Below are 24,182 nucleotides of genomic sequence, written 5' to 3'. Positions count from 1 at the left end.
GCAGTGGGTAGGTTCCAAGTCCGGGGCAAGTCCGGGCGTCGCAAAAGGAAAGAAACATGGCACGCAATAAGATCGCTCTGATCGGTTCCGGCATGATCGGCGGAACGCTGGCACACATGGTCGGTCTGAAGGAACTTGGCGATGTGGTTCTGTTCGACATTGCCGAAGGTACTCCGCAGGGCAAGGGTCTGGATATCGCGGAATCCTCTCCGGTCGATGGTTTTGACGCTCGCTTCACCGGCGCAAACGATTATTCCGCCATCGAAGGTGCGGACGTCTGCATCGTGACCGCTGGTGTGCCGCGCAAGCCAGGCATGAGCCGCGACGATCTGCTTGGCATCAATTTGAAGGTCATGGAACAGGTTGGTGCAGGGATCAGGAAATATGCCCCGAATGCATTTGTGATCTGCATCACCAACCCTCTCGACGCAATGGTCTGGGCGCTGCAGAAATTCTCTGGCCTGCCGAAGAGCCACGTTGTCGGTATGGCTGGAGTACTTGATAGCGCGCGTTTCCGCTACTTCCTCGCTGAAGAGTTTAACGTCTCAGTTGAGGATATCACAGCCTTCGTCCTCGGAGGACATGGCGACACTATGGTGCCACTGGCGCGCTACTCGACTGTTGCCGGGATCCCGCTGCCGGATCTCGTCAAGATGGGCTGGACCAGCCAGGAAAAGCTAGATCAGATCGTTCAGCGCACCCGCGACGGCGGCGCCGAAATCGTCGGCCTTCTGAAGACCGGTTCGGCCTATTATGCTCCGGCCTCTTCGGCCATCGCCATGGCAGAGAGCTATCTGAAAGACAAAAAACGGGTTCTGCCATGCGCAGCCTATCTCGACGGCCAGTACGGTCTCAACGACACCTATGTTGGCGTCCCGGTGGTGATCGGTGCTGGCGGCGTTGAGCGCGTCATCGAAATCGACATGAACAAGGACGAGAAGGCGATGTTCGACAAGTCGGTCGCCGCCGTCGCCGGGCTCGTCGATGCATGTAAGGAAATTCAGCCGAGCCTGAAGAACTGAACTGAGAGAAGGTAGAGATCTCTATGAATATTCACGAGTATCAGGCCAAGGCTCTTTTGAAGGGCTATGGCGCACCGGTTGCCGAAGGCGTGGCCATTCTGAAAGCTGAAGAAGCTGAAGCTGCTGCCAAGCAGCTTCCCGGTCCACTTTATGTCGTCAAGAGCCAGATCCATGCTGGCGGTCGCGGCAAGGGCAAGTTCAAGGAACTTGGCCCCGATTCCAAAGGCGGCGTCCGTCTCGCTCGTTCCGTTGAGGACGTTGTTGCCAATGCAAAGGAAATGCTGGGCAATACGCTTGTAACCGCGCAGACCGGCGAAGCTGGTAAGCAGGTCAATCGTCTCTACATCGAAGACGGTGCGGATATTGCGCGCGAACTTTACTGCTCACTGCTGGTGGACCGCTCCGTCGGCCGCGTTGCCTTCGTGATTTCGACCGAAGGCGGCATGGATATCGAAGCCGTTGCACATGATACGCCTGAAAAGATCCACACGATCGCCATCGACCCGGAAGCCGGTGTAACGGCTGATGACGTGGCCAGGATTTCCAAGGCACTCGAACTTGAAGGCATTGCTGCGGAAGATGCAAAGTCTCTCTTCCCGATCCTTTACAAAGCCTTCAACGAAAAGGACATGGCGCTGCTCGAGATCAATCCGCTTATCGTCATGGAAAATGGCCATCTGCGCGTTCTTGATGCCAAGGTTTCCTTCGACGGAAACGCCCTGTTCCGTCACGACGATATCAAGCAGCTACGTGATGAGACCGAGGAAGACGCAAAGGAAATCGAAGCATCCAAGTGGGACCTCGCCTACGTCGCCCTTGATGGCAACATAGGTTGTATGGTCAACGGCGCCGGTCTTGCGATGGCGACGATGGATATCATCAAGCTCTACGGAAAGGAACCGGCGAACTTCTGTGACGTTGGCGGTGGCGCTGGCAAGGAGAAGGTCGCGGCAGCTTTCAAGATCATCACGGCAGATCCGAAGGTCGAAGGTATTCTCGTCAACATCTTCGGTGGCATCATGAAATGCGACGTCATCGCGGAAGGTGTTGTCGCTGCTGTGCAGGAAGTTGGCCTGAAGGTTCCGCTGGTCGTTCGCCTGGAAGGCACCAATGTCGAACTCGGCAAAAAGATTCTGAACGAATCGGGTCTTGCGATCACGGCGGCAGACGACCTTGATGATGCGGCCAAGAAGATCGTCGCTGCGATCAACGGCTAATTTGAGGAACCTGAAATAATGTCTATTCTCGTCAATAAAGACACGAAGGTCCTCGTTCAGGGCCTCACCGGCAAGACCGGCACCTTTCACACCGAACAGGCGCTTGCCTATTATGGCACGCAGATGGTCGGTGGTATCCACCCGAAGAAGGGCGGCGAAACCTGGTCCGGCTCCAAGGGCGAAAGCCTGCCAATCTTCTCGAGCGTCGCAGAAGGCCGTGACAAGACTGGTGCCGACGCAACCGTGATCTACGTTCCGCCGGCAGGTGCCGCCGACGCGATCATTGAAGCCATCGACGCGGAAATTCCGTTCATCACCTGTATTACAGAAGGTATTCCCGTCTCCGACATGGTTCGCGTCAAGGCTCGCCTTGATCGTTCGAAATCGCGTCTGCTCGGCCCAAATTGCCCGGGCATCCTGACGCCGGAAGAATGCAAGATCGGCATCATGCCGGGCTCCATCTTCCGCAAGGGTTCGGTCGGTATCGTGTCACGTTCCGGCACCCTGACCTATGAAGCCGTCTTCCAGACATCGAATGAAGGTCTCGGCCAAACTACCGCTGTCGGTATCGGCGGCGATCCGGTCAAGGGCACCGAATTCATCGATGTGCTGGAAATGTTCCTCGCCGATGACGCGACGCAGTCAATTATCATGATTGGCGAAATCGGCGGCTCGGCTGAAGAGGACGCTGCACAGTTCCTGATCGACGAAGCAAAGAAGGGCCGCAAGAAGCCGATGGCCGGTTTCATTGCCGGTCGTACGGCTCCTAAGGGCCGCACCATGGGGCACGCCGGTGCGGTCGTTTCGGGCGGCAAGGGCGACGCGGAATCCAAGATTTCCGCCATGGAAGCAGCGGGCATTAAGGTTTCGCCTTCTCCGGCTCGCCTCGGCAAGACTCTTGTCGAAGTTTTGAAGGGCTGATGCTTTTTTAATCTGGAGCCGGGCATGTTTTTGCCCGGTTCCTTCGCAAGAACGCGGATCGACCGCGCTCTTTTCGCGGGAACAGCGACACTTTTGGGAGACAGGGCATTCGCTCTGACAACGATATGGCTCGGCAGGACAACGCCAACGACACATTCTCGCTCACCTCGTTTCTGTATGGCGGCAATGCCGACTATATCGAGGAGCTGTATGCCGCTTATGAGAAGGATCCCTCCTCGGTTGACACTGAGTGGCAGGACTTCTTCGGTGCGCTGAAGGACAATCCCACAGACATCAAGAAAAACGCCGAGGGCGCTTCCTGGCAGAAGAAGAATTGGCCAATTGCCGAGAATGGCGAACTCGTTTCGGCTCTGGATGGCGACTGGGGCAAGGTCGAGCAGCATCTCGAAAAGAAGATCAAGGCAAAGGGCGCTGAAAAGGGCACTGGTCTCTCAGATGCCGAGGTTTTGCAGGCAACGCGCGATTCGGTGCGGGCCATCATGATGATACGCGCCTTCCGCATGCGTGGTCATCTGCACGCCAAGCTCGATCCGCTCGGGCTGGCTCTTCCGGTCGAGGATTATGACGAACTTTCGCCGAAGTCCTATGGCTTCGAAGAGAAAGACTACGATCGCAAGATCTTCATCGACAATGTTCTCGGTCTGGAATACGCCAGCGTACGCCAGATGCTCGACATTCTGACCAGGACCTACTGCTCGACCCTTGGGGTCGAGTTCATGCACATGTCCAATCCAACCGAGAAGGCATGGGTCCAGGAACGCATCGAAGGTCCGGGCAAGGGCGTCGAGTTCACGACTGAAGGCAAGCGTGCCATCCTGCGCAAGCTTATCGAGGCGGAAGGTTTCGAGCAGTTCATCGACGTCAAGTACAAGGGCACGAAGCGCTTTGGTCTTGATGGCGGTGAATCGCTTATTCCGGCGCTCGAGCAGATCATCAAGCGCGGCGGCCATATGGGGCTGAAGGAAATTGTGTTCGGTATGGCCCACCGTGGCCGTCTGAATGTGCTTTCGCAGGTCATGGGCAAACCGCATCGTGCGATCTTCCACGAATTCAAGGGCGGTTCGTATCATCCGGACGACGTGGAAGGCTCGGGTGACGTCAAGTACCATCTGGGCGCCTCGTCTGACCGCGAGTTCGATAATAACAAGGTTCACGTATCCCTGACTGCGAATCCTTCGCATCTCGAAATTGTCAACCCGGTGGTCATGGGGAAAGCCCGTGCCAAGCAGGACCAGTATTACGGCCGCAAGCGCTCCGAGATCGTGCCGCAGGCGGACCGCGCCACCGTGCTGCCGCTGCTGATCCATGGCGATGCGGCGTTTGCGGGTCAGGGTGTCGTTGCCGAGATTCTAGGTCTTTCCGGCCTGCGCGGTCACCGTGTCGCCGGTACGCTGCATTTTATCATCAATAATCAGATCGGTTTCACGACCAATCCCCGGTTCTCCCGGTCTTCGCCCTATCCGTCCGATGTGGCAAAGATGATCGAAGCACCGATCTTCCACGTTAACGGCGACGATCCGGAAGCAGTGGTCTATGCAGCGAAGGTCGCGATCGAATATCGAATGACCTTCCACAAGCCGGCTGTCGTGGATATGTTTTGCTATCGCCGCTTCGGCCACAATGAAGGCGATGAGCCTGCTTTCACGCAGCCGATCATGTATCGCAAGATCAAGTCGCATCCCACGACGGTTCAGATCTATGCTGACAAGCTGATAGCTGAAAAAATCGTCACCAAAGAGGAAATCGACGCGTGGCGTGCGGAATGGCGTTCCAATCTTGAGAATGAGTTCGATGCCGGGCAGTCCTACAAGCCCAACAAGGCCGATTGGCTCGACGGTGCATGGGCTGGTCTGCGCGTTGCCGACCAGCATGACGAACAGCGTCGTGGCAAGACCGGGGTTCCGCTCAAGACGCTCAAGGAAATCGGCAAGAAGCTTACCGACCTTCCAGACGGTTTCGAAGCGCATCGTACGGTCCAGCGCTTTATGGACAATCGCCGTAAGATCATCGAAACCAGCGAAGGCGTTGATTGGTCGACGGCAGAAGCGCTCGCTTTCGGCTCGATCCTCCTGGAGGGCAGCCCGATTCGCCTGTCGGGCCAGGATTGTGAACGCGGCACGTTCTCGCAGCGTCACTCCGTGCTTTATGACCAGCGCGACGAAAGCCGTTACATTCCGCTAAACAATCTTGGAACGCAGCAGGCAAATTACGAAGTCATCAACTCGATGCTTTCGGAAGAGGCCGTGCTTGGCTTCGAATACGGCTATACGCTTGCCGAGCCGAATGCGCTCGTCATGTGGGAAGCCCAGTTCGGTGACTTTGCCAACGGCGCGCAGGTAGTATTCGACCAGTTCATCTCATCGGGTGAACGCAAGTGGCTGCGCATGTCTGGCCTGGTCTGTCTTCTGCCGCATGGCTACGAAGGTCAGGGGCCGGAACATTCCTCAGCCCGACTTGAGCGGTTCCTCCAGCTTTGCGCCGAAGACAATATGCAGGTGGCCAATGTTACAACGCCGGCGAATTACTTCCATATTCTGCGTCGTCAGCTGAAACGGGACTTCCGCAAGCCGCTGATCCTGATGACGCCGAAGTCCCTGCTGCGCCACAAGCGCGCCGTCTCGCCACTCAGCGATCTGGCTGGCGACAGCTCCTTCCACCGTCTGCTTTGGGACGATGCGCAAGGCGTGAAGGATGGCCCGATCAAGCTGCAGAAGGATTCGAAGATCCGTCGTGTCGTTTTGTCTTCGGGCAAGGTCTATTACGATCTGTTCGAAGAGCGCGAGAAGCGTGGCATCGACGATGTCTACCTGCTGCGCGTCGAACAGCTCTACCCGTTCCCGGCCAAGGCGCTTATCAACGAACTCAGCCGTTTCAAGAACGCCGAGATCGTTTGGTGTCAGGAAGAGCCGAAGAACATGGGATCCTGGGCCTTTATCGAGCCTTATCTCGAATGGGTGCTGCAACACATCGATGCCAAGCACAAGCGTGCTCGCTATGCGGGTCGCCCGGCTGCGGCATCGCCAGCGACGGGTCTTATGTCGAAACATCTGGCGCAGCTCGAGGCTTTCCTCGAAGATGCCCTTGGTCAATAAAGCAAACACGTAAAAGCGACGGACAAAAACCATGGCTACCGAAATCCGCGTTCCCACACTGGGCGAATCGGTCACTGAGGCCACCATCGGCAAGTGGTTCAAGAAAACGGGCGATGCTATCAACGCCGACGAACCGATCGTCGAGTTGGAAACCGATAAAGTCACCATCGAAGTCCCGGCACCTGCTGCCGGTACGCTTTCCGAAATCACGGCTCAGGAAGGCGATACTGTCGAGGTCAATGCGCTTCTTGGCATGATCGGCGGTGCAGGTGCAGCCGCTGCTCCGGCTGGTGACAAGCAGGAAGCGGCTGCAAAGGCCTCCGCTGAAACCGTCTCGGAAGCCGAGAAAAGAAGCGATGCCGTTGCCGGAGAATCCGAACCGCAACAACGTGATATGCCGCCGGCGCCGTCGGCTGCAAAGCTTCTGGCTGAAAATAATATCGCCGTCGATCAGGTGTCGGGCAGCGGCAAGCGCGGTCAGGTCCTCAAGGGCGACGTTCTTGACGCCATAGCCAAAGGCGTGTCGTCGGCTCCGGTGGCAGCCAAGCCGGCGGCGCCGCGCCCGGCTTCCAATGCTGACGATGCAGGTCGCGAAGAGCGCGTTCGTATGACGAAACTGCGCCAGACCATTGCGCGTCGCTTGAAGGATGCGCAGGACACGGCGGCCATGCTCACGACCTTCAACGAGGTGGACATGACGGCTGTCATGGACCTTCGCAAGAAGTACAAGGACGTGTTCGAGAAGAGGCACGGCGTAAAGCTTGGCTTCATGGGCTTCTTTACCAAGGCGGTGACGCATGCGTTGAAGGAAATTCCGGCCGTCAATGCCGAGATCGACGGCACGGATATAATCTACAAGAATTTCGCGCATATCGGTGTTGCCGTTGGAACCGAGAAAGGGCTCGTGGTGCCGGTTGTGCGCGATGCCGATCAGATGTCGATCGCCGAAATCGAGAAGGAGATCGGGCGCCTTGGTCTGCTGGCACGCGATGGCAAGCTTTCCGTGGCTGATATGCAGGGCGGCACCTTCACCATCTCGAATGGCGGTGTTTACGGCTCACTCATGTCCACTCCGATCCTGAACGCTCCCCAGTCCGGTATTCTTGGCATGCACAAGATCCAGGAGCGTCCGATGGTTGTGGGCGGGCAGGTTGTCATTCGTCCGATGATGTATCTCGCCCTTTCCTACGATCACCGTATTGTTGACGGCAAGGAGGCTGTGACCTTCCTGGTTCGCGTCAAGGAAAGCTTGGAAGATCCAGAACGTCTGGTCCTCGATCTCTAATCTCCTTCTCACGTCAACCGGGCGCCTCGGAAAGCCGTTCGGTTGACATATCGGAGACTTCGGAATGGAAAACGAAGCGGCACTGGCTCTATCGCCTCTCCTGGTCCCGTTGCTATGGAGCGTGCCGCTTCTCGTTGTTCATATTCTCCTGCAAGGTGTGACGGCGACGAAGGAACTTGGTACGGATTGGAATGCCGGTCCACGTGATGATGATCGCAAGGCGAGCGGCATCCTTGCCGGTCGCGCGGAACGGGCCTCCCTCAATTTTCGTGAAACCTATCCTGTATTTATCGTTCTTGCTCTCACGCTTGCCATTATGGGCGAGACAGCCGGCTGGGCAATATTCGGTGCCTGGCTTTGGTTTGTCTGCCGCATCATCTATATTCCGCTCTATCTAGCGGGCATTCCGTACATTCGGTCGCTGGTCTGGGTGGGGTCGCTGATCGGCCTGCTCATCATGTTCTTGACAGCTTTGTTCTGACGGGCGGGTGTGATGCATTGGCGCACAGCATTATTGGTCGGACCAGTATTAGCCATGGTTGCCCAATCGGCATTCGCCGCTTGTCCTGTGGAACTTGCAGTTTACAAGGCTGAACGGGGTGAAGTGTCGCTCGAGTTCACGCCGGGCGAGCGTGAGGCTGCCGTCAGCAATCGTTTTCGGCTCCTCTATCCCGATAATGCTATTCTGGAAGGCCTGGTTCTGTGGACGGAACCCGTGCCCCGGCCCGTTGGCCTGTTGATGAAGAACTGCCCGGAAGGAGACACTACCGGCGACGAACTTGCAGCATGCACACCATGGCGCGGAACCATTTACGGGGTAAGCAAGACGGGCAACATCTCGTTGCTTCCAAGACAAGGTGAGGGCGCAGCACCCGAAAAACTGCTTCTTCCCGATCTTGAAATGGCGCTGCATCAGGCCGAAAGGCTGGGCGGCGCAGAGGCTCCTAAAGCACCTGGCGATGTCTTCGTGCTCACCGGTTGCCAGGAATGATAAGCGCGCTTTGGCGCAATCGAAACGGGCGATCCGGCCCAAAAGCAGGAAATGAATTTATGGCTTATGATGTCGTGGTAATTGGAACTGGACCGGGCGGTTATGTTGCGGCGATCAAGGCAGCGCAGCTGGGCCTCAAGGTTGCGGTTGTCGAAAAGCGGGCAACGCTTGGCGGCACTTGCCTTAATGTCGGTTGTATTCCGTCTAAAGCATTGTTGCACGCGTCGGAAATGTTTGCCGAAGCTGGGCACTCCTTTGACAAGCTGGGAATCGTCGTTGATGCGCCGAAGCTCGATCTGAAGAAAATGATGGCCCACAAGGACGCAACCGTGAAGGCGAATGTCGATGGCGTCGCTTTCCTTATGAAGAAGAACAAGATCGACGTCCATAACGGGACGGGCAAAGTGCTCGGCGCGGGGAAGGTTTCCGTAACCAAGGAAGATGGCTCGACTTCAGAGATCGAAACCAAGAATATCATCATCGCAACCGGTTCGGACGTTGCGGGTATTCCGGGCGTTTCAGTTGAGATCGACGAAAAGGTCATTATTTCTTCGACAGGTGCGCTCGAACTCGACAAGGTGCCGGGCGAACTCGTTGTCGTCGGCGGTGGGGTCATTGGTCTCGAACTCGGCTCGGTTTGGGCGCGCCTTGGCGCAAAGGTCACAGTCGTGGAATATCTCGACACCATCCTTGGCGGCATGGACGGAGAAGTCTCCAAGCAGTTTCAGCGAATGTTGGAAAAGCAGGGCATTATCTTCAAGTTGTCGGCAAAGGTGACGGCTGTCGAAAAGGGCGATAAGGACGGTGCAACGGTAACGTTTGAGCCGGTGAAGGGTGGCGACGCAGAAACCATTTCTGCGGATAACGTCCTGATAGCGACGGGTCGTAAACCCTATACCGAAGGGCTCGGCCTCTCGGAAGCAGGTGTAGAGCTGGATGAACGGGGACGCATCAAGACCGATGCGCATTTCTCAACCAATGTGAAGGGCATCTATGCGATCGGCGACGTTATCGCTGGTCCGATGCTGGCCCACAAGGCAGAAGATGAGGGTGTTGCTGTTGCTGAAATCATTTCCGGGCAGAAGGGCCACGTGAATTACGATGTAATCCCTGGCGTCGTTTATACGAGCCCGGAGGTTGCTTCGGTAGGCAAAACAGAAGAGCAGCTGAAGAAGGAAGGCATCGCGTATAATGCCGGCAAGTTCCCCTTCATGGCAAATGGTCGCGCACGTGCGATGCAGCACACGGATGGATTCGTAAAGGTTTTAGCCGATAAGGTAACGGATCGGGTGCTCGGCGTTCACATAGTTGGCTTCGGTGCAGGCGAAATGATTCACGAAGCGGCTGTGCTCATGGAATTTGGCGGTTCCGCTGAAGATCTAGGTCGCACATGCCATGCTCATCCCACGATGTCGGAAGCGGTGAAGGAAGCGGCGATGGCGACGTTCTTCAAGCCTATCCATCTTTGATTGAAACCTGCTACAGATGGACGAAAGGCCCGGTTACCGGGCCTTTCGCTTTAGTGCGTTCCGTCCGTTATTGTGCTGGAGCGGGGGCTGGAGCCGGAGCCGGAGCGCTATCATTCGTTGCGCCACCTGTATCAGGTGTTGCTGGAGCAGCTGGTGCGGCAGGTTCAGCCGGTGTAGCTGGAGCCTGTTCCATCTGCGAAGCGGCCGGAGGCGTTGTGGCTTCCGGTGCAGTAGCATCGTCGCTGCCCGAATAAAGGGCAAAGCCGATAACCGCCAGTACCAGAACGACGGCAGCAATCAGAGCTCCGGTGCCACCACTGCGTGACTTAACTGGAGCCACCTGTTCACGGTTTACTTCTTCCCGCGTATTCGGGTCATATGTGGAACGCGTCGGGTTCAGCGGATCATTTGGCAGGGTATTGCTCATGGTCTTTCTCCCTTTGCTATGCTGAACAAATGGGCGGATAAGGAGAGAGTTGCCTGCATTTTCATCACGATGCGTAACACAAGGAAAACGCACGTGCGAATCTTGGCTGTCGAGGCGCCACACAGCACACTACGCACAGGCCGGACGGGGTGGATGAAGAAGCCTGTGTTTCAGGCCGATTTTCCTTCAAAGGAGCTTCAAAAACAAATTAACAATCCCTCTGGCCTCGAAATTCGTCCAAGTTCCGGCTTAAAGGATCGGCGTTAGTGTGAAACCCTTATCTCGCAGAAGCTCCACTATACCTTCGTCCCCCGGAAGATGAAGAGCACCCACCGCAATCAGCGCAGGCCCCTGTTCGAGCTTCCGCGCGGCGCGGTCCGCCATGGTATGATTGCGGTCGATAATAACGTGCTGCTCCATTCCGGATATCGATACGTCGGTCTCGGCCGTAGGTACCATATGCTCCGCCACCGGCGCAATCGCACCGAGATCGCTGTCGAGGTAGAGCGCGATAATCGTTGCAATCACATCGTCGATACGATCCTGATGGCGTAGATTGGCAACCATGAGCGCAATATGTTCTTCTAGACGGACGGAGGTGAACGCTTTGAATTGCTCATCGATCGTCTCCAGCCCTTCCAGCTTGAGACCGCGTCCGGTCGCTTCCCCCGCAAGCCGGAAGTCCAGCACCTGCTCGCCCTCCGCTTTACGGCGTTGTTCGCAAGCTGGAACGGAGAGCAGGCCATTCAGGAGCCAAGGCTTCATTTTCTGTACACTGATTAGAGGAACGCCGCGTGCTTCCAATCCTGCTTTGACGGCAGCCTGATCTTCCGGTGCCACCAGGGACAGAAGCGTAGTCCCATCCGTAAACATCGTCAGATCTGGTGAAGCTGAGAGTGCTTTGGCAGCTTTTTCGGGGTCGAGCACGTCTGTTGTTTCGATCACGACAGTATCGACTTCACCAAGAGCAGAGACCAGCTCTGGCGGCAGCTCATTGACTCGCGGATCAGTGACATGGACCGTTCCAAACAGGTAAGATGTCTTCAGGTCGTTCCTCTCGATTTTCCAGAGTCTTCCTTTGCCATTCTTGGTCGCATCAGCTTCGATACGGATTTTCTGCCATACCTGCTTATCTTGCATCTGCAAAATCGGAAGCTGGCTCTGCCCGGCGCACACCGTCTGGGCTGAGGCAAGTGCTGCGCTGACAAGAAGGGTGGCGAGGGTCAAAAGGGTTCGAAACATGAGAGCCTGCAAAGTTAAGCACGAGGGTGAGAGGCTTCGAACACGTCCAGCAGCCGTGCCGAGTCCACTTGTGTATAGATCTGTGTCGTGGAAAGACTGGCGTGGCCGAGCAGTTCCTGGATGGTGCGTAAATCCCCGCCACGCCCCAAAAGATGCGTGGCGAAAGAGTGCCGCAACGCATGCGGGGTCGCCGTATCGGGCAAACCTGCTGCACTGCGCATACGCCGCATCTGTAACTGTATTACGGATGCCTGGACGCGCTTACCTTTCGCGCCACGGAAAAGCGGTGTGCCCGGTGTCAGAGGGTAGGGGCATGAAGCGCGATACTCATCAATGGCTTGGCCAATTACAGGAAGAATGGGCACAAGCCGTTGCCTATTGCCCTTACCGGTAATGCGCAGGCTGGTCTGTCCGCGTTGCAGGGCGTCCGCGTTGAGATTGAGGGCCTCCGAAATACGCAGACCAGCGCCATAAAGAAGACAGAAGATCGCAGCGTCACGTGCCCGCAACCAAGGCTCTTCCGATAGTTGCAGGTCTGCGTCGACAAGTTTCCTCGCATCGCTGGCCGTTAACGCCTTGGGGAGTGCTTTGGCTTGACGCGGGGTGCGGATCGCAAGCGCACCCGCAGCGTTTGCCAGCCCTTGCCGCTCAAGGAATTTCAGGAACGAGCGGATTGAAGCCATCGCCCGTGCGAGACTTGCCGCACTCACTCCTCCATTGCGCCGATGCGAGAGGAAGCTGCGCAGATCGGCAGGGCGCAGGCTTTCGATCATCGCCAAGGAACATGGCGTTGCGTGGTAGCCGGTCATGAAATCGAAGAACTGGCGCGTGTCGCGCTCGTAAGCTTCCGATGTATGATCAGCCAAGCGACGTTCGTTGCGAAGGCGTTGCAACCACTTTTCGCGAAGTGCGAGCAGTTCCGGTGTTGCGAATGTCAGCGAACCGGTCATGGCCATGTCCTTTCATGTCTGCGGGCATTGTCGTCTCAAGGTGTTAGCGGAGCGTGAAGGAGGCAATTGCGCCGATGATCTGCAAAAGCGCTTTCCGCTTGCGGAGTTTTTGCGGTACATGGCGTCGAAGAAAAAGGAATGCGCAATGAGTAGACTCGAAAACCCGGTTCAAATGGCTCTGGTCGGTGCTGCACATGGCATCAAGGGCGAGGTGCGCGTTCGCAGTTTCACCGGCGAGCCTCTGGCGCTTGCCGATTATGGACCGCTTTTCGACCAAAAGGGCAAGAGCTACACGATCAAGACTGCGCGTCCGCAAAAGGACATGCTCGTCGTCCGCTTCAACGAGATCGCAGACCGTACGGCAGCCGAAGCGTTGAATGGCACGGCACTCTTTGTTGAACGCTCGGCCTTGCCCGATGATCTCGAAGAAGATGAATTCTACTATGCCGATCTTATCGGCCTTACGTGCATCGATGAAACCGGTGATCGGTTCGGAAAGGTTCTGGCGGTGCAGGATTTCGGCGGCGGCGATCTTCTGGAAATATCGCAGAAGACCGGTGGTTCGGCCTTCGTGCCTTTTACGAGTGCTGCGGTGCCGAATATTGATCTTAAGAAGGGCGAGGTTCTGGTTGATCGTCAGGCAGCCGGCCTGCTCGACGACGGTCGCGATCCCGATGAGGCGGTCGAGATTGAAGACGGAGATGACGAGACAGACCCGCAATGAGTTTTGTGGCAACCATTCTCACGCTCTATCCGGAGATGTTTCCGGGCACACTCGGTCACGCCCTGGCTGGCAAGGCTCTTGCTGAAGGGAAGTGGCGCTATGATGCGGTCAATATTCGCGATTATGCGCAAGACAAGCATCGCTCCGTTGATGATACGCCAGCTGGTGGCGGAGCGGGCATGGTCATGCGGGCCGATGTTCTGGCGCGTGCTATCGATGACGTGAGCAATGATACACGCCCGCGCGTCTTCATGAGCCCACGCGGCAAACCTTTGACGCAAGAGCGGGTACGGGCGCTGGCGGCTGGTCCGGGAGCTGTTATCTTGTGCGGGCGCTTCGAGGGCGTCGACCAGCGCTTGATCGACAGCCGCAAACTCGAGGAAGTCTCGATCGGCGATTATATCCTTTCTGGCGGAGAAGTCGCGGCACAGGTTCTGCTGGACAGCGTTATTCGTTTGCTTCCGGGGGTTATGGGCAATGTCCATTCTGGGTTGGAAGAAAGCTTTGAAAGCGGTCTTCTGGAGCACCCCCACTACACTCGGCCGCAGGAATTCGAGGGGCTTTCCATTCCGGAAGTTCTGACTTCTGGCAATCATGCAAAGATCGAGACTTGGCGTCGAGAGCAGTCGGTTGCGCTGACGAGGGAGCGCCGCCCCGATCTATGGCAAGCATGGGAAACGCGCAAAAACGCGAGATCAAAGGGCGAAAAACAACGGTGACATTTGGTCGGCTTTGGTGTATAGGCGGCGCGTGTCGGGAATTTTCCCCTCAATAATGACGGTGTATCCGCCCATCTTCAGCTTTAACGAGCTAAGACATCCCAGTGGTTGATCTGACTGCTGAATGCCGGGCGCAATGGCTGATTGAAAAGAAGAAAGAGGACCCTACGATGGACATCATCCGTCAGCTTGAGGCCGAACAGGCCGCTAAAATCGAAGCCAAACGTAAGCTTCCAGAATTCCAGCCCGGCGACACGCTGCGCGTTCAGGTTCGCGTGACCGAAGGTTCGCGTACTCGTCTGCAGGCTTTTGAAGGCGTTTGCATTGCCCGTTCGGGTGCTGGCTTCCAGGAAAATTTCACCGTCCGCAAAATTTCCTACGGTGAGGGCGTTGAGCGCGTTTTCCCGGTTTTCTCGCCGATGATCGAAGGCGTTGAAGTCGTTCGTCGCGGTAAGGTTCGTCGCGCCAAGCTTTATTACCTGCGTAACCTGCGCGGTAAGGCTGCTCGTATCTCCGAAAACACCGGCGTCCGCGCTCGCAAGCTCAATGATGCCGAGCGCGATGCCGAGCGTGCTGAGAAGGCGCGTGTCGAAGCTGAAAAGGTTGCAGCAGCTCAGGCGCTCGCAGCTGAAAAGGCAGCGGCCGAAAAAGCTGCGGCTGAAACCAACGAAGCATAAGCTTCGAGCGACTTCGAGTTTATCAAAAGAGCGGCGCCTTTGGGGGCCGCTTTTTTAATGTCGGGGTTTAGTCCGGTTTTATGATTATTGCGGCGGTCGCCAAAGGCTGGTATTGAGAATCTATGGGTTCTAAATTCGGATGCGTAGACAAGACCATTTTCGTGCTGCAAGACCATAAGCGTCTGCCGGCACGCTTCTATGCGCATTTTTGCGGCGTGCAGACGGCACAGCTATCGGCAGCTTGATCGTCTGACAGCGGCAATGGCCGCATTTTCATTTACATCGCTAGTCTGACAGAACGGAATACGGGCATGAGCGCACCGCGTACCCTCTATGACAAGGTTTTCGACGATCACATCGTCGACCGGCAGGAAGATGGCACTTGCCTTCTCTATATTGATCGTCACCTGGTCCACGAGGTGACTAGCCCTCAGGCCTTTGAGGGCCTGCGTCTGGCGAATCGTCCAGTGCGCGCTCCATCCAAGACGCTTGCCGTTGTTGATCACAACGTTCCGACTTCTCCTGATCGCGTTAACGGCATCAAGAACGAGGAAAGCCGTATCCAAGTCGAAGCGCTTGCCAGAAACGCTGCCGATTTCGGTATTGAGTATTATAATGAGGCAGATCAACGCCAGGGCATCGTGCATATTGTCGGACCTGAACAGGGCTTTACTCTTCCAGGGATGACCATCGTCTGTGGCGACAGCCACACCTCTACCCATGGGGCCTTCGGGGCTCTGGCGCACGGCATTGGTACTTCAGAGGTCGAGCATGTTCTTGCGACACAAACGCTGATCCAGAAGAAGGCGAAGAATATGCTCGTGCAGGTCGACGGACGCCTGCCGGAAAATGTTACGGCTAAGGATATCATCCTGGCCATCATTGGTGAGATCGGTACGGCAGGCGGCACCGGGCATGTCATCGAATATGCGGGGGAAGCCATTCGCGCGCTTTCGATGGAAGGTCGCATGACGATCTGCAACATGTCGATCGAGGGGGGTGCCCGCGCCGGGATGGTTGCTCCCGACGAAACGACTTTCAACTATATCAAGGGGCGTCCGCGGGCGCCGAGGGATGTCGATTGGGATCGCGCTGTGGAGTACTGGTCGCGGCTGCATACGGATGAGGGTGCGCATTTCGACCGGACGGTGGTGCTCGATGCGGCTAATCTTCCGCCCATCGTCACATGGGGTTCCTCCCCTGAAGACGTGGTCTCGGTTACCGGCGTCGTGCCGAACCCCGACGATATCAAGGAAGAAAATACGCGTGCATCGAAGTGGCGGGCGCTGGATTATATGGGCTTGAGACCCGGCACCAAGATCACCGACATCGAGATTGACCGTGTCTTTATCGGGTCCTGCACCAATGGCCGCATCGAAGATCTACGGGCCGCCGCCTCGATCATTTCGGGCAAGCATGTGCACGAGCGCGTCAGCGGCATGATTGTTCCGGGCTCGGGACTGGTGAAGTTGCAGGCTGAACAGGAAGGTCTCGACAAGATCTTTATTGAGGCGGGATTCGAATGGCGGGAGCCGGGATGTTCCATGTGCCTTGCGATGAACGACGACCGCCTCAATCCCTATGAGCGGTGTGCCTCGACGTCGAACCGGAACTTCGAAGGTCGCCAGGGACACAAGGGGCGCACACATCTCGTCTCGCCTGCCATGGCAGCAGCTGCGGCAGTTGCCGGCCGTTTCGTCGATATCCGCGAATTCCGGTAACAGGTATAGCAGTACAAAGAAGAAGGCCCGGCGCGAGCTGCACGGGGCCTTCTTTTTTAGGAAGCTAGGATCAGGCGCCGCGCTTGCGGGCGGCCAGTGTGCGCAGACGTAGTGCGTTCAGCTTGATGAAACCAGCGGCGTCCTTCTGGTCATAGGCGCCCTGGTCATCCTCGAAGGTCACGAGCTTGTCAGAGTAGAGCGACTTCGGGCTTTCGCGGCCCGTTACCATTACATTTCCTTTGTAAAGTTTCAGCATTACTTCCCCTTCGACATGCTCTTGGCTTTTGTCGATGAGGGCCTGAAGCATTTCGCGTTCCGGCGAGAACCAGAAGCCATAATAGATCAATTCCGCGTAGCGTGGCATGATCTCGTCCTTGAGATGCGCTGCGCCGCGATCGAGCGTGATCGATTCGATAGCGCGGTGCGCTGCAAGGAGGATCGTTCCGCCTGGGGTTTCGTAGACGCCACGCGATTTCATGCCGACAAAGCGGTTCTCGACCAGGTCCAGACGACCGATGCCGTTTTCGCGACCATAATCATTGAGCTTGGCAAGCAGTGTTGCAGGGGACAGTCGCTCGCCATTGATCGAAACAGCGTCGCCACGCTCGAAGCCGATCTTGATGATTGTTGGCTTGTCGGGAGCAGCTTCCGGCGAAACTGTCCGCATATGGACGTATTCCGGAGCTTCGACAGCAGGATCTTCCAATACCTTGCCCTCGGAAGACGAGTGCAGCAGGTTCGCATCGACCGAGAAAGGAGCCTCGCCCTTCTTGTCCTTGGCGACAGGGATCTGGTGCTGTTCGGCAAAGTTCAAGAGATCGGTGCGGCTTTTGAAATTCCAGTCGCGCCACGGTGCTATAACTTTGATGTCGGGGTTCAATGCATAGGCTGAAAGTTCGAACCGCACCTGATCATTGCCCTTACCGGTTGCGCCGTGGGCAATTGCATCTGCACCGGTCTTTCGTGCGATCTCGACGAGATGCTTGGAGATCAACGGGCGGGCGATCGAGGTGCCGAGGAGATAGACGCCTTCATAGACGGCATTGGCACGGAACATTGGGAAAACGAAGTCGCGGACGAATTCTTCCCGCACGTCTTCGATAAAGATTTCCTTGATCCCAAGCATTTCTGCTTTTTTTCGCGCCGGCTCCAACTCTTCACCTTGGCCGAGATCCGCCGTGAAAGTCACGACTTCCGCGTTCAGCTCAGTCTGGAGCCACTTGAGAATGATGGAGGTGTCGAGGCCGCCCGAATAGGCGAGTACGACTTTTCTGACGTCTTTGAGCTTCGTAGCCATTCCGATGTCCCGTTTTGTTTGCAGGCAGCTATCACGGCTTTTTTGGCAACTGCAAGCAAAGAAGGAGCCGAAAACAGGTCGGATTGCTTTTTTATCGTGGCTGGATCAAACATTACTGATCTAACAATTTGCGAGTTCCCACTATGGATTTTGTCCCCGCCTGGCCTGTGGTCGTTCAATTTGCACTGGCAAGTTTCGTTCTTTCCATAACACCGGGGCCTGACATGACGCTTTTCGTCGGTCGTGCGCTGTCGCAGGGTAAATGGGCGGGATTTGCATGCATGCTGGGCGCCATGACCGGTATTGTCATTCACACGATGCTGGTGGCCCTCGGCCTCTCTGTTTTGATTGTGGCTTCCCCCACCGCCTTCCTAGCACTGAAGATCGGGGGGGCGGCTTATCTTGTCTGGCTGGCGGTTCAGGCCGTGTATAAAGGTTCCGCATTTCGGCCCAATGTCGTTGCGACAAAACCGAAGAGTTTCTTGAAGAACTGGGTGACTGGGCTTGGCATCAATCTTCTCAATCCGAAAATCATCTTGTTCTTCATGACTTTTCTTCCTCAGTTCGTGAATGCATCCGATCCGCATGCTGCGAGCAAGCTCGTCTTCCTGGGCCTCATGTTCATTCCGCTATCGCTACCCTTCACCATTCCCATGGTTCTGGCGGCAGACAAATTTGCCGGACTCTTGAAGAAGAGCCCGGTAGTGACGCGCGTGATAGATTGGCTGTTTGCAGGAATCTTCTCAGCATTTGCCGTCAAGATATTGACGGCTCAGGCACGCTGATCGGGATTTTGATCTTCAAAATTGCGTCGTATACGGCCCCATTCGCCCGCGGAACGTCCTGCGAGGAACCAATAGCCGGTTGCTCCGACAATACCTGCCGCTGCTGCCGTTAAATACAGGCCAGGGTCGGCGTGAGCGGTCGAGCCTCCGGATTGAAACAACGAGGTGGTCAAAGCGCCGACACCGGCGCCACCAAGGGCATAGAAAATCCAGCCCTGATAGGAAAACAGCTCGCCAATCGCTACGACCACGGCGAAGGGCAGGATTGCAAAATAAGCAATAATGATGGCGATGAAGGGGACAGAAACAATAAAGCCGCTCTGAGCGAGAATGGCAAATTCTTCTGGTGCCAATTGAAAGACGCTTACGAAGATCACGTGCAGGAAGGCGCTGGCGCATAGGGTTCCGACGCCATATGCGAACAGGATCAGGATGAGCTGTCCAATCAGCTTCAGCACGTTTAGTCCTCATTATTCGCGATCATCTGTGCTTCGAAAGCCAGACGGTCGGTTTTTTTCATGCGCTCCGATGCCGATTTGAGCTGACCGCAAGCGGCAAGAATGTCACGGCCGCGCGGAGTGCGAATCGGGGAGGCATAGCCGGCATTGTTGACGTAGTCGGCGAAACGCTCGATCTGCTCCCAATCCGAGCATTGGTAGTTGGTGCCGGGCCAAGGGTTGAACGGGATCAGGTTGATCTTGGCAGGAATTCCCTTGAGCAACTGTACGAGGCGCTTGGCGTCGTCCAGGCTGTCATTGACGTCCTTCAGCATCACGTATTCGAAGGTGATGCGGCGGGCGTTGGACAGACCGGGATAATCGCGGCAAGCCTGCATCAACTTCTCGAGCGGGTATTTCTTGTTGATTGGCACTAGAAGGTCGCGCAATTCATCGCGCACGGCGTGCAGCGAAATTGCTAACATAACGCCGATCTCTTCTCCGGTCTTGTATATTTCCGGTACGACGCCCGAGGTGGAGAGGGTGATGCGGCGCTTGGAAAGCGACAGCCCATCCCCGTCTGAAGCGATAATCAGTGCCTTCTTGACCGCTTCGAAATTATAAAGCGGTTCGCCCATGCCCATCATAACAATGTTGGAAATCTTGCGACCCTCCAACGGCACGATGGCGCCTGAAGGCGTGTCGCGATCCGGAAAATCGCCTAGATAGTCCCGGGCAACCATGATCTGCGCAAGAATCTCTTCCGATGTCAGGTTGCGCACGAGCTTCTGCGTTCCGGTGTGGCAGAAGGAGCATGTCAGCGTGCAGCCGACCTGACTTGAAACGCAGAGCGTACCGCGGCCTTCTTCCGGGATATAGACAGTCTCGATCTCTACCGGACGTCCTGCCCCTCGGGGAGGAAAGCGCAGCAGCCACTTGCGGGTGCCGTCGTTGGACACCTGCTCGAGAACGATTTCCGGTCGAGCGATGGTAAACTTCTGATCCAGTCCGCTGCGCAAATCTTTGGAGATGTTGAACATGTGGCTGAAGTCGGATACGCCGCGCACGTAAAGCCAATGCCAAAGCTGCTGCACGCGCATCCTGGCCTGTTTACTGGTCACCAGACCCGCTTCGACCAACGCTTCGGCCATTTCCTCGCGCGTCATACCGATAAGCGAAAGCTTCTGCTCCGCTGCCGCCCGTGCTGCGAAGGCTGCGCGCGTATCCTTGTCCATCAGGTCGAATGTCAACGTCATGATCTAGAGCCTTGCCGGACCTCAAAAGTCCTGACCATCATTTGTCGTCTATGTTGGCAAATAGTCTACGGTCGCATGTCGCAGCCGGATTTTCGGCTGCCTATAGCATGTAGCGACGTGCCCGTCACCTTTTGTCTGCGCATGCCTCGTCTGCGTCCAAAACGCCGAAAGCCGGCAGTGCCGGCTTCGGGTTCCACTGGGCGGTCCAGCTTACTTGCAATTCTGAATAGACGCCAACGCAGCTGAAATGCCCCTCAGGGAGAACTTATAGCTCGTATCGTTGCCGCGTCCGGACTTTGCCGCAATCGCCATATCGGCACCGCCGCGCATGGCTGCAATCATCTGTGGTTCTTCCGCAGGATTTTCTAGCCAGGCGGAACGACCTCGGACGAACAGGCTGAAGCTGCGGTCGCCGATACGCACGGTAACTTTGGAGTTTTCCTGCATATCGTAGCCGGCAGAGAATTGCGGCTCGAAAGCACTGGCTTGACCGGGCTTCTGCGTTACGAGGAAGTAAATATCGCCGTGGTCGAGCGAGGAAGGCTGTTTGTCGACCGGCATGGACAGCACGTAACAAACTTTTTGGCGTTGCTCGTTCGTGTAGGCGTAGCTGCCCCAGTCATTGTGGGTGGAAAGTCTGCTGGCCTGTTGCGCCAACGCAGGCGTTGCTACCAGAATCGACACCGCAAGACCAATCGTTGAAAATCCAAAACCGCGCATCATTCTACCGTATCTATATGTCGCCTAAAGTGGACATCACCATCCGGTTACCGAGGAGATACCCACGCCCGTTGCGTTCAATTTGAATTAATCTGGGTTACCAAACGGTGAACCCAAGATCAAAAAACGATCTCACGCGCTGGAAATTTGCCTAAACTGCCCCGCAAGCCCGTGAGACCGTTTTTCAATTCCACGAACAAGGCGACATTGCGGCGGCTGCCTTCAAGTCGAGCGGCGAGCGGTCACTCTTCCCTGAGCGCGTCTTGTGCAGCTTTTCGATGGGCGGGGGTGATATTGCGCTGAACGGCGGCAAGCGCTGCCGTCAAGACTGCTATGTCATCGGTAAAGCCGAGGCCAAGAAAAATGTCCGGAACAGCGTCCATCGGCATGATGAAATAAGCCAGTGCAGCAACGAGAATAGCCTTCGAGCGCGCGGGGGTCCGGGAATCCAGCGCACAATAATACCCCGCAACCACCTCATCCATGAAAGGGATGCGGCGTGCAACGCGCTTGGCTTTTTTCCAGAAGCCCTTGCGGACATCTTCTTCCTTCGCGTCGATCGTCATGAAATCATGCGGGCCGTTACCCTGCATCGCAGTCCTAACCTCGTACTTAAAGACCATCTGAAGCATAGAACCCAAATGTGGGGGGATTGGGTTCGGCTTGCAAGAGCGAGGGCAATGGGTCAGAACTGGTTCATGCGTGAACAACCTTCTTCCATTCTTTTCGTCTGTCTTGGTAATATTTGCCGCTCGCCCTTAGCAGAGGGCATCATGCGTGATCTTGCCGAAAAGGCGGGTCGAAATATCCGCATCGATTCCGCCGGAACTGGGAACTGGCATCGCGGTAATGCGCCGGATCACCGTTCGATCGCAGTTGCGAAAAAGCATGGCATTGACATCTCGAAGCTGAAGGCACGCCAAATTCGTGCTGCTGATTTCGGGAATTCGATCTCATCATCGGGCTTGATGCGAGCAATGTGCGCAACATGCGCGCCGTTGCGCCGGTCCATGCGATAGAGAAGATTTCGCTTCTCTTCTCTCATCCGTTTACGGGAGCATCGGGTCGGGATGTACCCGACCCATATTATGGCGACGCAAACGATTTCGAAGCCATTTACAGCCTCCTGCGTCAGGCGTGCGAGGATATGGCTCTTGGTTGGAATTGGACCTCCCGAGACATTGCTAAAGGGTAGGCTTCCTCAATGACGTAGGGTCCGCCTCCTACCGACTGGCGCGACGACATGAGAACAAAACGCCCGACCTTGAAAGGCATTGTCGCGAAATTACCCCGTGCCGATAGGTAGCGCGCTGCTTCTTCCGGCTTGGTGTTGCGCAATCTGGCAAGCGTCACGTGGGGTGAGAATTTTCGAGGATCGCGTGCGATTCCAAGGCGCAGACATACGCGGTCGATATCGGCCTGCAGAAGGTGCAGTTGCGGCGAAGGAGATACTCCGGCCCATATGGAATGCGGTTTCTTGCCGCCGAATGCCCCGACGCCGCTCAAGGCAAGCGAAAAGGCTGGTCTTTCTATACGATCCAGCGCCTCGGCAAACTCATCGGCAACGTGACATTCCACGTCTCCGATAAAGCGCAAGGTGAGATGATAATTCTCCACATCGATCCAGCGCGCCCCGGGGAGGCCGCCCCGCAGCAAAGAAAGCGACATTGCTGCATCGCGTGGTATTTCCAATGCGGTGAAGAGGCGTGGCATAAGCTTGGCTCCTCGAATCATGGACAGTTCCAGCGAATCACCGATCGCCAGGCGGCACAAGAGCATATGTTCGATATGCTCATGCGACGGGTCTTATCCAAAGACTTTTCAGTTCGGGTCGATCTTCTTCAGTTCAGCCTCAACCATAGGAAGAATGCCTCTGACCATTACGGCGACGCCTCGTTGATTGGGATGCATGCGATCCTCCAGAAGCAGTTCGGCGTTAGGGATCACGCCGTCAAGGAAGAACGGATAAAGCGGGAGATCGTTCTTTTTTGCCAGTTGGGGATAGATCGGATTAAAACGTGCGGAGAAGTTCTCACCAAGATTTGGGGCTGCCACCATACCTATGAGCAGGAGGTGCTGTTTGCGGGACTTGAACTTATCGATAATCGCCTGGAGATTCTTTTCCGTCTCCTCCGGCGCGATTCCACGAAGCATGTCATTAGCCCCCAGACCCAGGATCACGAGGTCGACATTTACTGGGATCGACCAGTCAAGTCGTGCGAGCCCGCCGGACGTCGTATCACCCGATACGGCGGCATTGATCACCGTGACGCTATGACCCTTCATTTGCAGTTCATTCTGGAGCTGGTCGGCAAAGCCTTCGCCTGCTCCGAGATTATAGCCGGCCATCAGGCTGTCACCAAAAGCCGCGATCTTGATCTGGTCTTGAGCATTTGCCGCAACAAGCGCCGCCAAAAGAAAAAGAAAGGCGACGGATAAAGCCTTTGTGAAACTGTTGAAGGACATTCTGGGGATCCCATATGAACGAAGGTCTTTCCTGCATATAGGACGTAGATTGTGACAGAACCCGTTATCGCGCTCAAAAATGTGTGTCTGCGGCTGGGCGACGGGCGGGTTTCCGTTCAGGTGCTCAACAATGTGTCGCTCGAAATCGCGGAGGGTGAAACGGTCGGCGTGGTCGGCCCGTCCGGTTCGGGTAAGTCAACTCTTCTCATGGTCACCGGCGGCCTGGAGCGGATCGATAGCGGCTCCGTGAAGATCGCGGGGCAGGAGATTTCCGGATTGGACGAAGATGCGGTGGCTGCTTTTCGCGGTCGCACGATCGGTATTGTCTTTCAGTCTTTCCATCTCATTCCAAACATGACGGCGATCGAGAATGTCGCAATTCCGCTCGAACTTGCGGGCGTAACCGATGCTTTCAAGATTGCGAAGGGCGAGCTTGAAGCAGTCGGGCTTGGCCATCGTCTCGATCACTATCCGGGCGAATTGTCGGGTGGAGAACAGCAACGCGTCGCCATTGCGCGCGCTCTTGCGCCCTCTCCGCGCTTGCTTGTTGCTGATGAGCCGACTGGCAACCTTGATCAGAAGACAGGGCGTCATGTGGCGGATCTACTTTTCCAGAAGGCGAAAGAGCGCCATATGACGATGCTTCTCGTTACGCACGATCCGTCACTCGCCGAGCGATGCGACCGGCAGATCGCTTTACGCTCGGGTGAAATCGATCTGCCCGAGGTCGCACCGGCATGAGC

Annotated in this window: 24 protein-coding genes and 1 pseudogene; 15 read left to right on the top strand and 10 right to left on the bottom strand. The window is 56.2% G+C overall.

All coding sequences use genetic code 11. The annotated features are described in order from the left end of the window. The first annotated feature begins 56 nt into the window (after nucleotides 1-56). From mdh to lpdA, 8 genes are all read left to right on the top strand, one after another. A complete protein-coding gene (mdh, locus tag IE151_RS11545; protein ID WP_189490262.1) occupies nucleotides 57-1,022 on the top strand; it encodes a malate dehydrogenase in 966 nt (321 codons plus the stop codon). Nucleotides 1,023-1,045: 23 nt separating this feature from the next. Further along, a complete protein-coding gene (sucC, locus tag IE151_RS11540) occupies nucleotides 1,046-2,239 on the top strand; it encodes an ADP-forming succinate--CoA ligase subunit beta (RefSeq protein ID WP_189490260.1) in 1,194 nt (397 codons plus the stop codon). Nucleotides 2,240-2,257: 18 nt separating this feature from the next. After that, nucleotides 2,258-3,160, top strand: coding sequence for a succinate--CoA ligase subunit alpha (gene sucD / locus IE151_RS11535; protein ID WP_189490258.1), 903 nt, complete (start codon nucleotides 2,258-2,260; stop codon nucleotides 3,158-3,160). Nucleotides 3,161-3,285: 125 nt separating this feature from the next. Continuing rightward, nucleotides 3,286-6,273, top strand: coding sequence for a 2-oxoglutarate dehydrogenase E1 component (locus tag IE151_RS11530; RefSeq protein ID WP_189490256.1), 2,988 nt, complete (start codon nucleotides 3,286-3,288; stop codon nucleotides 6,271-6,273). A 31-nt stretch (nucleotides 6,274-6,304) separates the two neighbouring features. Continuing rightward, nucleotides 6,305-7,558 carry a 2-oxoglutarate dehydrogenase complex dihydrolipoyllysine-residue succinyltransferase gene (gene odhB, locus IE151_RS11525; protein WP_189490254.1) on the top strand — a complete coding sequence of 418 codons (1,254 nt, stop codon included), beginning with the start codon at nucleotides 6,305-6,307 and terminating at the stop codon, nucleotides 7,556-7,558. Between the two features lie 64 nt (nucleotides 7,559-7,622). After that, nucleotides 7,623-8,039: an MAPEG family protein gene (locus IE151_RS11520; RefSeq protein WP_189490251.1), complete on the top strand. Its 417-nt coding sequence runs from the start codon at nucleotides 7,623-7,625 to the stop codon at nucleotides 8,037-8,039. Nucleotides 8,040-8,093: 54 nt separating this feature from the next. Beyond that, nucleotides 8,094-8,549: a hypothetical protein gene (locus IE151_RS11515; RefSeq protein ID WP_244636724.1), complete on the top strand. Its 456-nt coding sequence runs from the start codon at nucleotides 8,094-8,096 to the stop codon at nucleotides 8,547-8,549. Between the two features lie 59 nt (nucleotides 8,550-8,608). After that, entirely contained in the window at nucleotides 8,609-10,018 is a 1,410-nt protein-coding gene (gene lpdA / locus IE151_RS11510) for a dihydrolipoyl dehydrogenase (RefSeq protein ID WP_189490247.1), read from the top strand. A gap of 67 nt (nucleotides 10,019-10,085) precedes the next feature. Here the strand turns inward: lpdA and IE151_RS11505 are convergent, their stop codons facing one another. From IE151_RS11505 to IE151_RS11495, 3 genes are all read right to left on the bottom strand, one after another. After that, the gene (locus IE151_RS11505; protein WP_189490245.1) at nucleotides 10,086-10,445 is read right to left on the bottom strand and encodes a hypothetical protein; all 360 of its coding nucleotides are present in this window, start codon (nucleotides 10,443-10,445) and stop codon (nucleotides 10,086-10,088) included. 249 nt (nucleotides 10,446-10,694) lie between these two features. Continuing rightward, on the bottom strand, nucleotides 10,695-11,687 hold the full coding sequence (locus IE151_RS11500) for a TraB/GumN family protein (RefSeq protein ID WP_189490243.1): 993 nt from the start codon (nucleotides 11,685-11,687) through the stop codon (nucleotides 10,695-10,697). A gap of 14 nt (nucleotides 11,688-11,701) precedes the next feature. Further along, on the bottom strand, nucleotides 11,702-12,637 hold the full coding sequence (locus tag IE151_RS11495) for a tyrosine recombinase XerC (protein WP_189490241.1): 936 nt from the start codon (nucleotides 12,635-12,637) through the stop codon (nucleotides 11,702-11,704). 145 nt (nucleotides 12,638-12,782) lie between these two features. Here IE151_RS11495 and rimM point away from each other — a divergent pair, with 145 nt between their 5' ends. The 4 genes from rimM to leuC all read left to right on the top strand — a co-directional run bounded on the left by rimM (nucleotide 12,783) and on the right by leuC (nucleotide 16,478). Beyond that, a complete protein-coding gene (rimM, locus tag IE151_RS11490) occupies nucleotides 12,783-13,361 on the top strand; it encodes a ribosome maturation factor RimM (protein WP_189490239.1) in 579 nt (192 codons plus the stop codon). After that, nucleotides 13,358-14,080 (top strand): tRNA (guanosine(37)-N1)-methyltransferase TrmD, encoded by a 723-nt coding sequence (gene trmD / locus IE151_RS11485; protein ID WP_189490237.1) that lies wholly within the window; start codon nucleotides 13,358-13,360, stop codon nucleotides 14,078-14,080. Before rimM ends, trmD begins: the two co-directional genes overlap by 4 nt. A gap of 170 nt (nucleotides 14,081-14,250) precedes the next feature. Beyond that, nucleotides 14,251-14,757 carry a 50S ribosomal protein L19 gene (rplS, locus tag IE151_RS11480; RefSeq protein ID WP_189490234.1) on the top strand — a complete coding sequence of 169 codons (507 nt, stop codon included), beginning with the start codon at nucleotides 14,251-14,253 and terminating at the stop codon, nucleotides 14,755-14,757. Nucleotides 14,758-15,068: 311 nt separating this feature from the next. Beyond that, nucleotides 15,069-16,478, top strand: a complete 1,410-nt coding sequence (leuC, locus tag IE151_RS11475; RefSeq protein ID WP_189490232.1) for a 3-isopropylmalate dehydratase large subunit — start codon at nucleotides 15,069-15,071, stop codon at nucleotides 16,476-16,478. A 70-nt stretch (nucleotides 16,479-16,548) separates the two neighbouring features. Here leuC and IE151_RS11470 read toward each other — a convergent pair whose 3' ends face one another. After that, nucleotides 16,549-17,775 carry an argininosuccinate synthase gene (locus tag IE151_RS11470; protein WP_189490230.1) on the bottom strand — a complete coding sequence of 409 codons (1,227 nt, stop codon included), beginning with the start codon at nucleotides 17,773-17,775 and terminating at the stop codon, nucleotides 16,549-16,551. Between the two features lie 143 nt (nucleotides 17,776-17,918). On the opposite strand from IE151_RS11470, the gene IE151_RS11465 reads away from it, so the two are divergent. Beyond that, nucleotides 17,919-18,560 carry a LysE family translocator gene (locus IE151_RS11465; RefSeq protein ID WP_189490228.1) on the top strand — a complete coding sequence of 214 codons (642 nt, stop codon included), beginning with the start codon at nucleotides 17,919-17,921 and terminating at the stop codon, nucleotides 18,558-18,560. Here IE151_RS11465 and IE151_RS11460 read toward each other — a convergent pair. The 4 genes from IE151_RS11460 to IE151_RS11445 all read right to left on the bottom strand — a co-directional run bounded on the left by IE151_RS11460 (nucleotide 18,548) and on the right by IE151_RS11445 (nucleotide 21,566). Further along, nucleotides 18,548-19,018 carry a hypothetical protein gene (locus IE151_RS11460; protein WP_189490226.1) on the bottom strand — a complete coding sequence of 157 codons (471 nt, stop codon included), beginning with the start codon at nucleotides 19,016-19,018 and terminating at the stop codon, nucleotides 18,548-18,550. The genes IE151_RS11465 and IE151_RS11460 overlap by 13 nt on opposite strands. A 2-nt stretch (nucleotides 19,019-19,020) precedes the next feature. After that, entirely contained in the window at nucleotides 19,021-20,253 is a 1,233-nt protein-coding gene (rlmN, locus tag IE151_RS11455) for a dual-specificity RNA methyltransferase RlmN (RefSeq protein WP_189490224.1), read from the bottom strand. Nucleotides 20,254-20,463: 210 nt separating this feature from the next. After that, nucleotides 20,464-20,973 (bottom strand): invasion associated locus B family protein, encoded by a 510-nt coding sequence (locus IE151_RS11450; RefSeq protein ID WP_189490484.1) that lies wholly within the window; start codon nucleotides 20,971-20,973, stop codon nucleotides 20,464-20,466. A 242-nt stretch (nucleotides 20,974-21,215) separates the two neighbouring features. Beyond that, on the bottom strand, nucleotides 21,216-21,566 hold the full coding sequence (locus tag IE151_RS11445; protein ID WP_189490221.1) for a YkvA family protein: 351 nt from the start codon (nucleotides 21,564-21,566) through the stop codon (nucleotides 21,216-21,218). Between the two features lie 105 nt (nucleotides 21,567-21,671). Between IE151_RS11445 and IE151_RS11440 the strand changes: the two are divergent. Then, nucleotides 21,672-22,168: pseudogene (locus IE151_RS11440) on the top strand (low molecular weight protein-tyrosine-phosphatase). On the opposite strand, the gene thpR reads toward IE151_RS11440, so the two are convergent. After that, nucleotides 22,105-22,686 (bottom strand): RNA 2',3'-cyclic phosphodiesterase, encoded by a 582-nt coding sequence (thpR, locus tag IE151_RS11435; protein WP_189490482.1) that lies wholly within the window; start codon nucleotides 22,684-22,686, stop codon nucleotides 22,105-22,107. The pseudogene IE151_RS11440 and the gene thpR sit on opposite strands and share 64 nt — an antisense overlap. Before the next feature lie 108 nt (nucleotides 22,687-22,794). Then, nucleotides 22,795-23,439, bottom strand: a complete 645-nt coding sequence (locus IE151_RS11430) for an arylesterase (RefSeq protein ID WP_189490219.1) — start codon at nucleotides 23,437-23,439, stop codon at nucleotides 22,795-22,797. Between the two features lie 51 nt (nucleotides 23,440-23,490). Here IE151_RS11430 and IE151_RS11425 point away from each other — a divergent pair, with 51 nt between their 5' ends. Beyond that, nucleotides 23,491-24,180 (top strand): ABC transporter ATP-binding protein, encoded by a 690-nt coding sequence (locus IE151_RS11425; protein WP_189490217.1) that lies wholly within the window; start codon nucleotides 23,491-23,493, stop codon nucleotides 24,178-24,180. Nucleotides 24,181-24,182 lie beyond the last annotated feature (2 nt).

The organism is Limoniibacter endophyticus (assembly GCF_014652835.1).
Taxonomy (GTDB): Bacteria; Pseudomonadota; Alphaproteobacteria; order Rhizobiales; family Rhizobiaceae; genus Limoniibacter; species Limoniibacter endophyticus.
The sequence above is the reverse complement of the archived record's forward strand: the minus strand, read 5'-3'. Positions and strand labels throughout refer to the sequence as shown.

Coding starts and splice junctions, on each gene's coding strand:
- mdh (WP_189490262.1), top strand. CDS start 57: ATGGCACGCAATAAGATCGCTCTGATCGGTTCCGGCATGATCGGCGGA.
- sucC (WP_189490260.1), top strand. CDS start 1,046: ATGAATATTCACGAGTATCAGGCCAAGGCTCTTTTGAAGGGCTATGGC.
- sucD (WP_189490258.1), top strand. CDS start 2,258: ATGTCTATTCTCGTCAATAAAGACACGAAGGTCCTCGTTCAGGGCCTC.
- IE151_RS11530 (WP_189490256.1), top strand. CDS start 3,286: ATGGCTCGGCAGGACAACGCCAACGACACATTCTCGCTCACCTCGTTT.
- odhB (WP_189490254.1), top strand. CDS start 6,305: ATGGCTACCGAAATCCGCGTTCCCACACTGGGCGAATCGGTCACTGAG.
- IE151_RS11520 (WP_189490251.1), top strand. CDS start 7,623: ATGGAAAACGAAGCGGCACTGGCTCTATCGCCTCTCCTGGTCCCGTTG.
- IE151_RS11515 (WP_244636724.1), top strand. CDS start 8,094: ATGGTTGCCCAATCGGCATTCGCCGCTTGTCCTGTGGAACTTGCAGTT.
- lpdA (WP_189490247.1), top strand. CDS start 8,609: ATGGCTTATGATGTCGTGGTAATTGGAACTGGACCGGGCGGTTATGTT.
- IE151_RS11505 (WP_189490245.1), bottom strand. CDS start 10,445: ATGAGCAATACCCTGCCAAATGATCCGCTGAACCCGACGCGTTCCACA.
- IE151_RS11500 (WP_189490243.1), bottom strand. CDS start 11,687: ATGTTTCGAACCCTTTTGACCCTCGCCACCCTTCTTGTCAGCGCAGCA.
- IE151_RS11495 (WP_189490241.1), bottom strand. CDS start 12,637: ATGACCGGTTCGCTGACATTCGCAACACCGGAACTGCTCGCACTTCGC.
- rimM (WP_189490239.1), top strand. CDS start 12,783: ATGAGTAGACTCGAAAACCCGGTTCAAATGGCTCTGGTCGGTGCTGCA.
- trmD (WP_189490237.1), top strand. CDS start 13,358: ATGAGTTTTGTGGCAACCATTCTCACGCTCTATCCGGAGATGTTTCCG.
- rplS (WP_189490234.1), top strand. CDS start 14,251: ATGGACATCATCCGTCAGCTTGAGGCCGAACAGGCCGCTAAAATCGAA.
- leuC (WP_189490232.1), top strand. CDS start 15,069: ATGAGCGCACCGCGTACCCTCTATGACAAGGTTTTCGACGATCACATC.
- IE151_RS11470 (WP_189490230.1), bottom strand. CDS start 17,775: ATGGCTACGAAGCTCAAAGACGTCAGAAAAGTCGTACTCGCCTATTCG.
- IE151_RS11465 (WP_189490228.1), top strand. CDS start 17,919: ATGGATTTTGTCCCCGCCTGGCCTGTGGTCGTTCAATTTGCACTGGCA.
- rlmN (WP_189490224.1), bottom strand. CDS start 20,253: ATGACGTTGACATTCGACCTGATGGACAAGGATACGCGCGCAGCCTTC.
- IE151_RS11450 (WP_189490484.1), bottom strand. CDS start 20,973: ATGCGCGGTTTTGGATTTTCAACGATTGGTCTTGCGGTGTCGATTCTG.
- IE151_RS11445 (WP_189490221.1), bottom strand. CDS start 21,566: ATGCAGGGTAACGGCCCGCATGATTTCATGACGATCGACGCGAAGGAA.
- thpR (WP_189490482.1), bottom strand. CDS start 22,686: ATGCCACGCCTCTTCACCGCATTGGAAATACCACGCGATGCAGCAATG.
- IE151_RS11430 (WP_189490219.1), bottom strand. CDS start 23,439: ATGTCCTTCAACAGTTTCACAAAGGCTTTATCCGTCGCCTTTCTTTTT.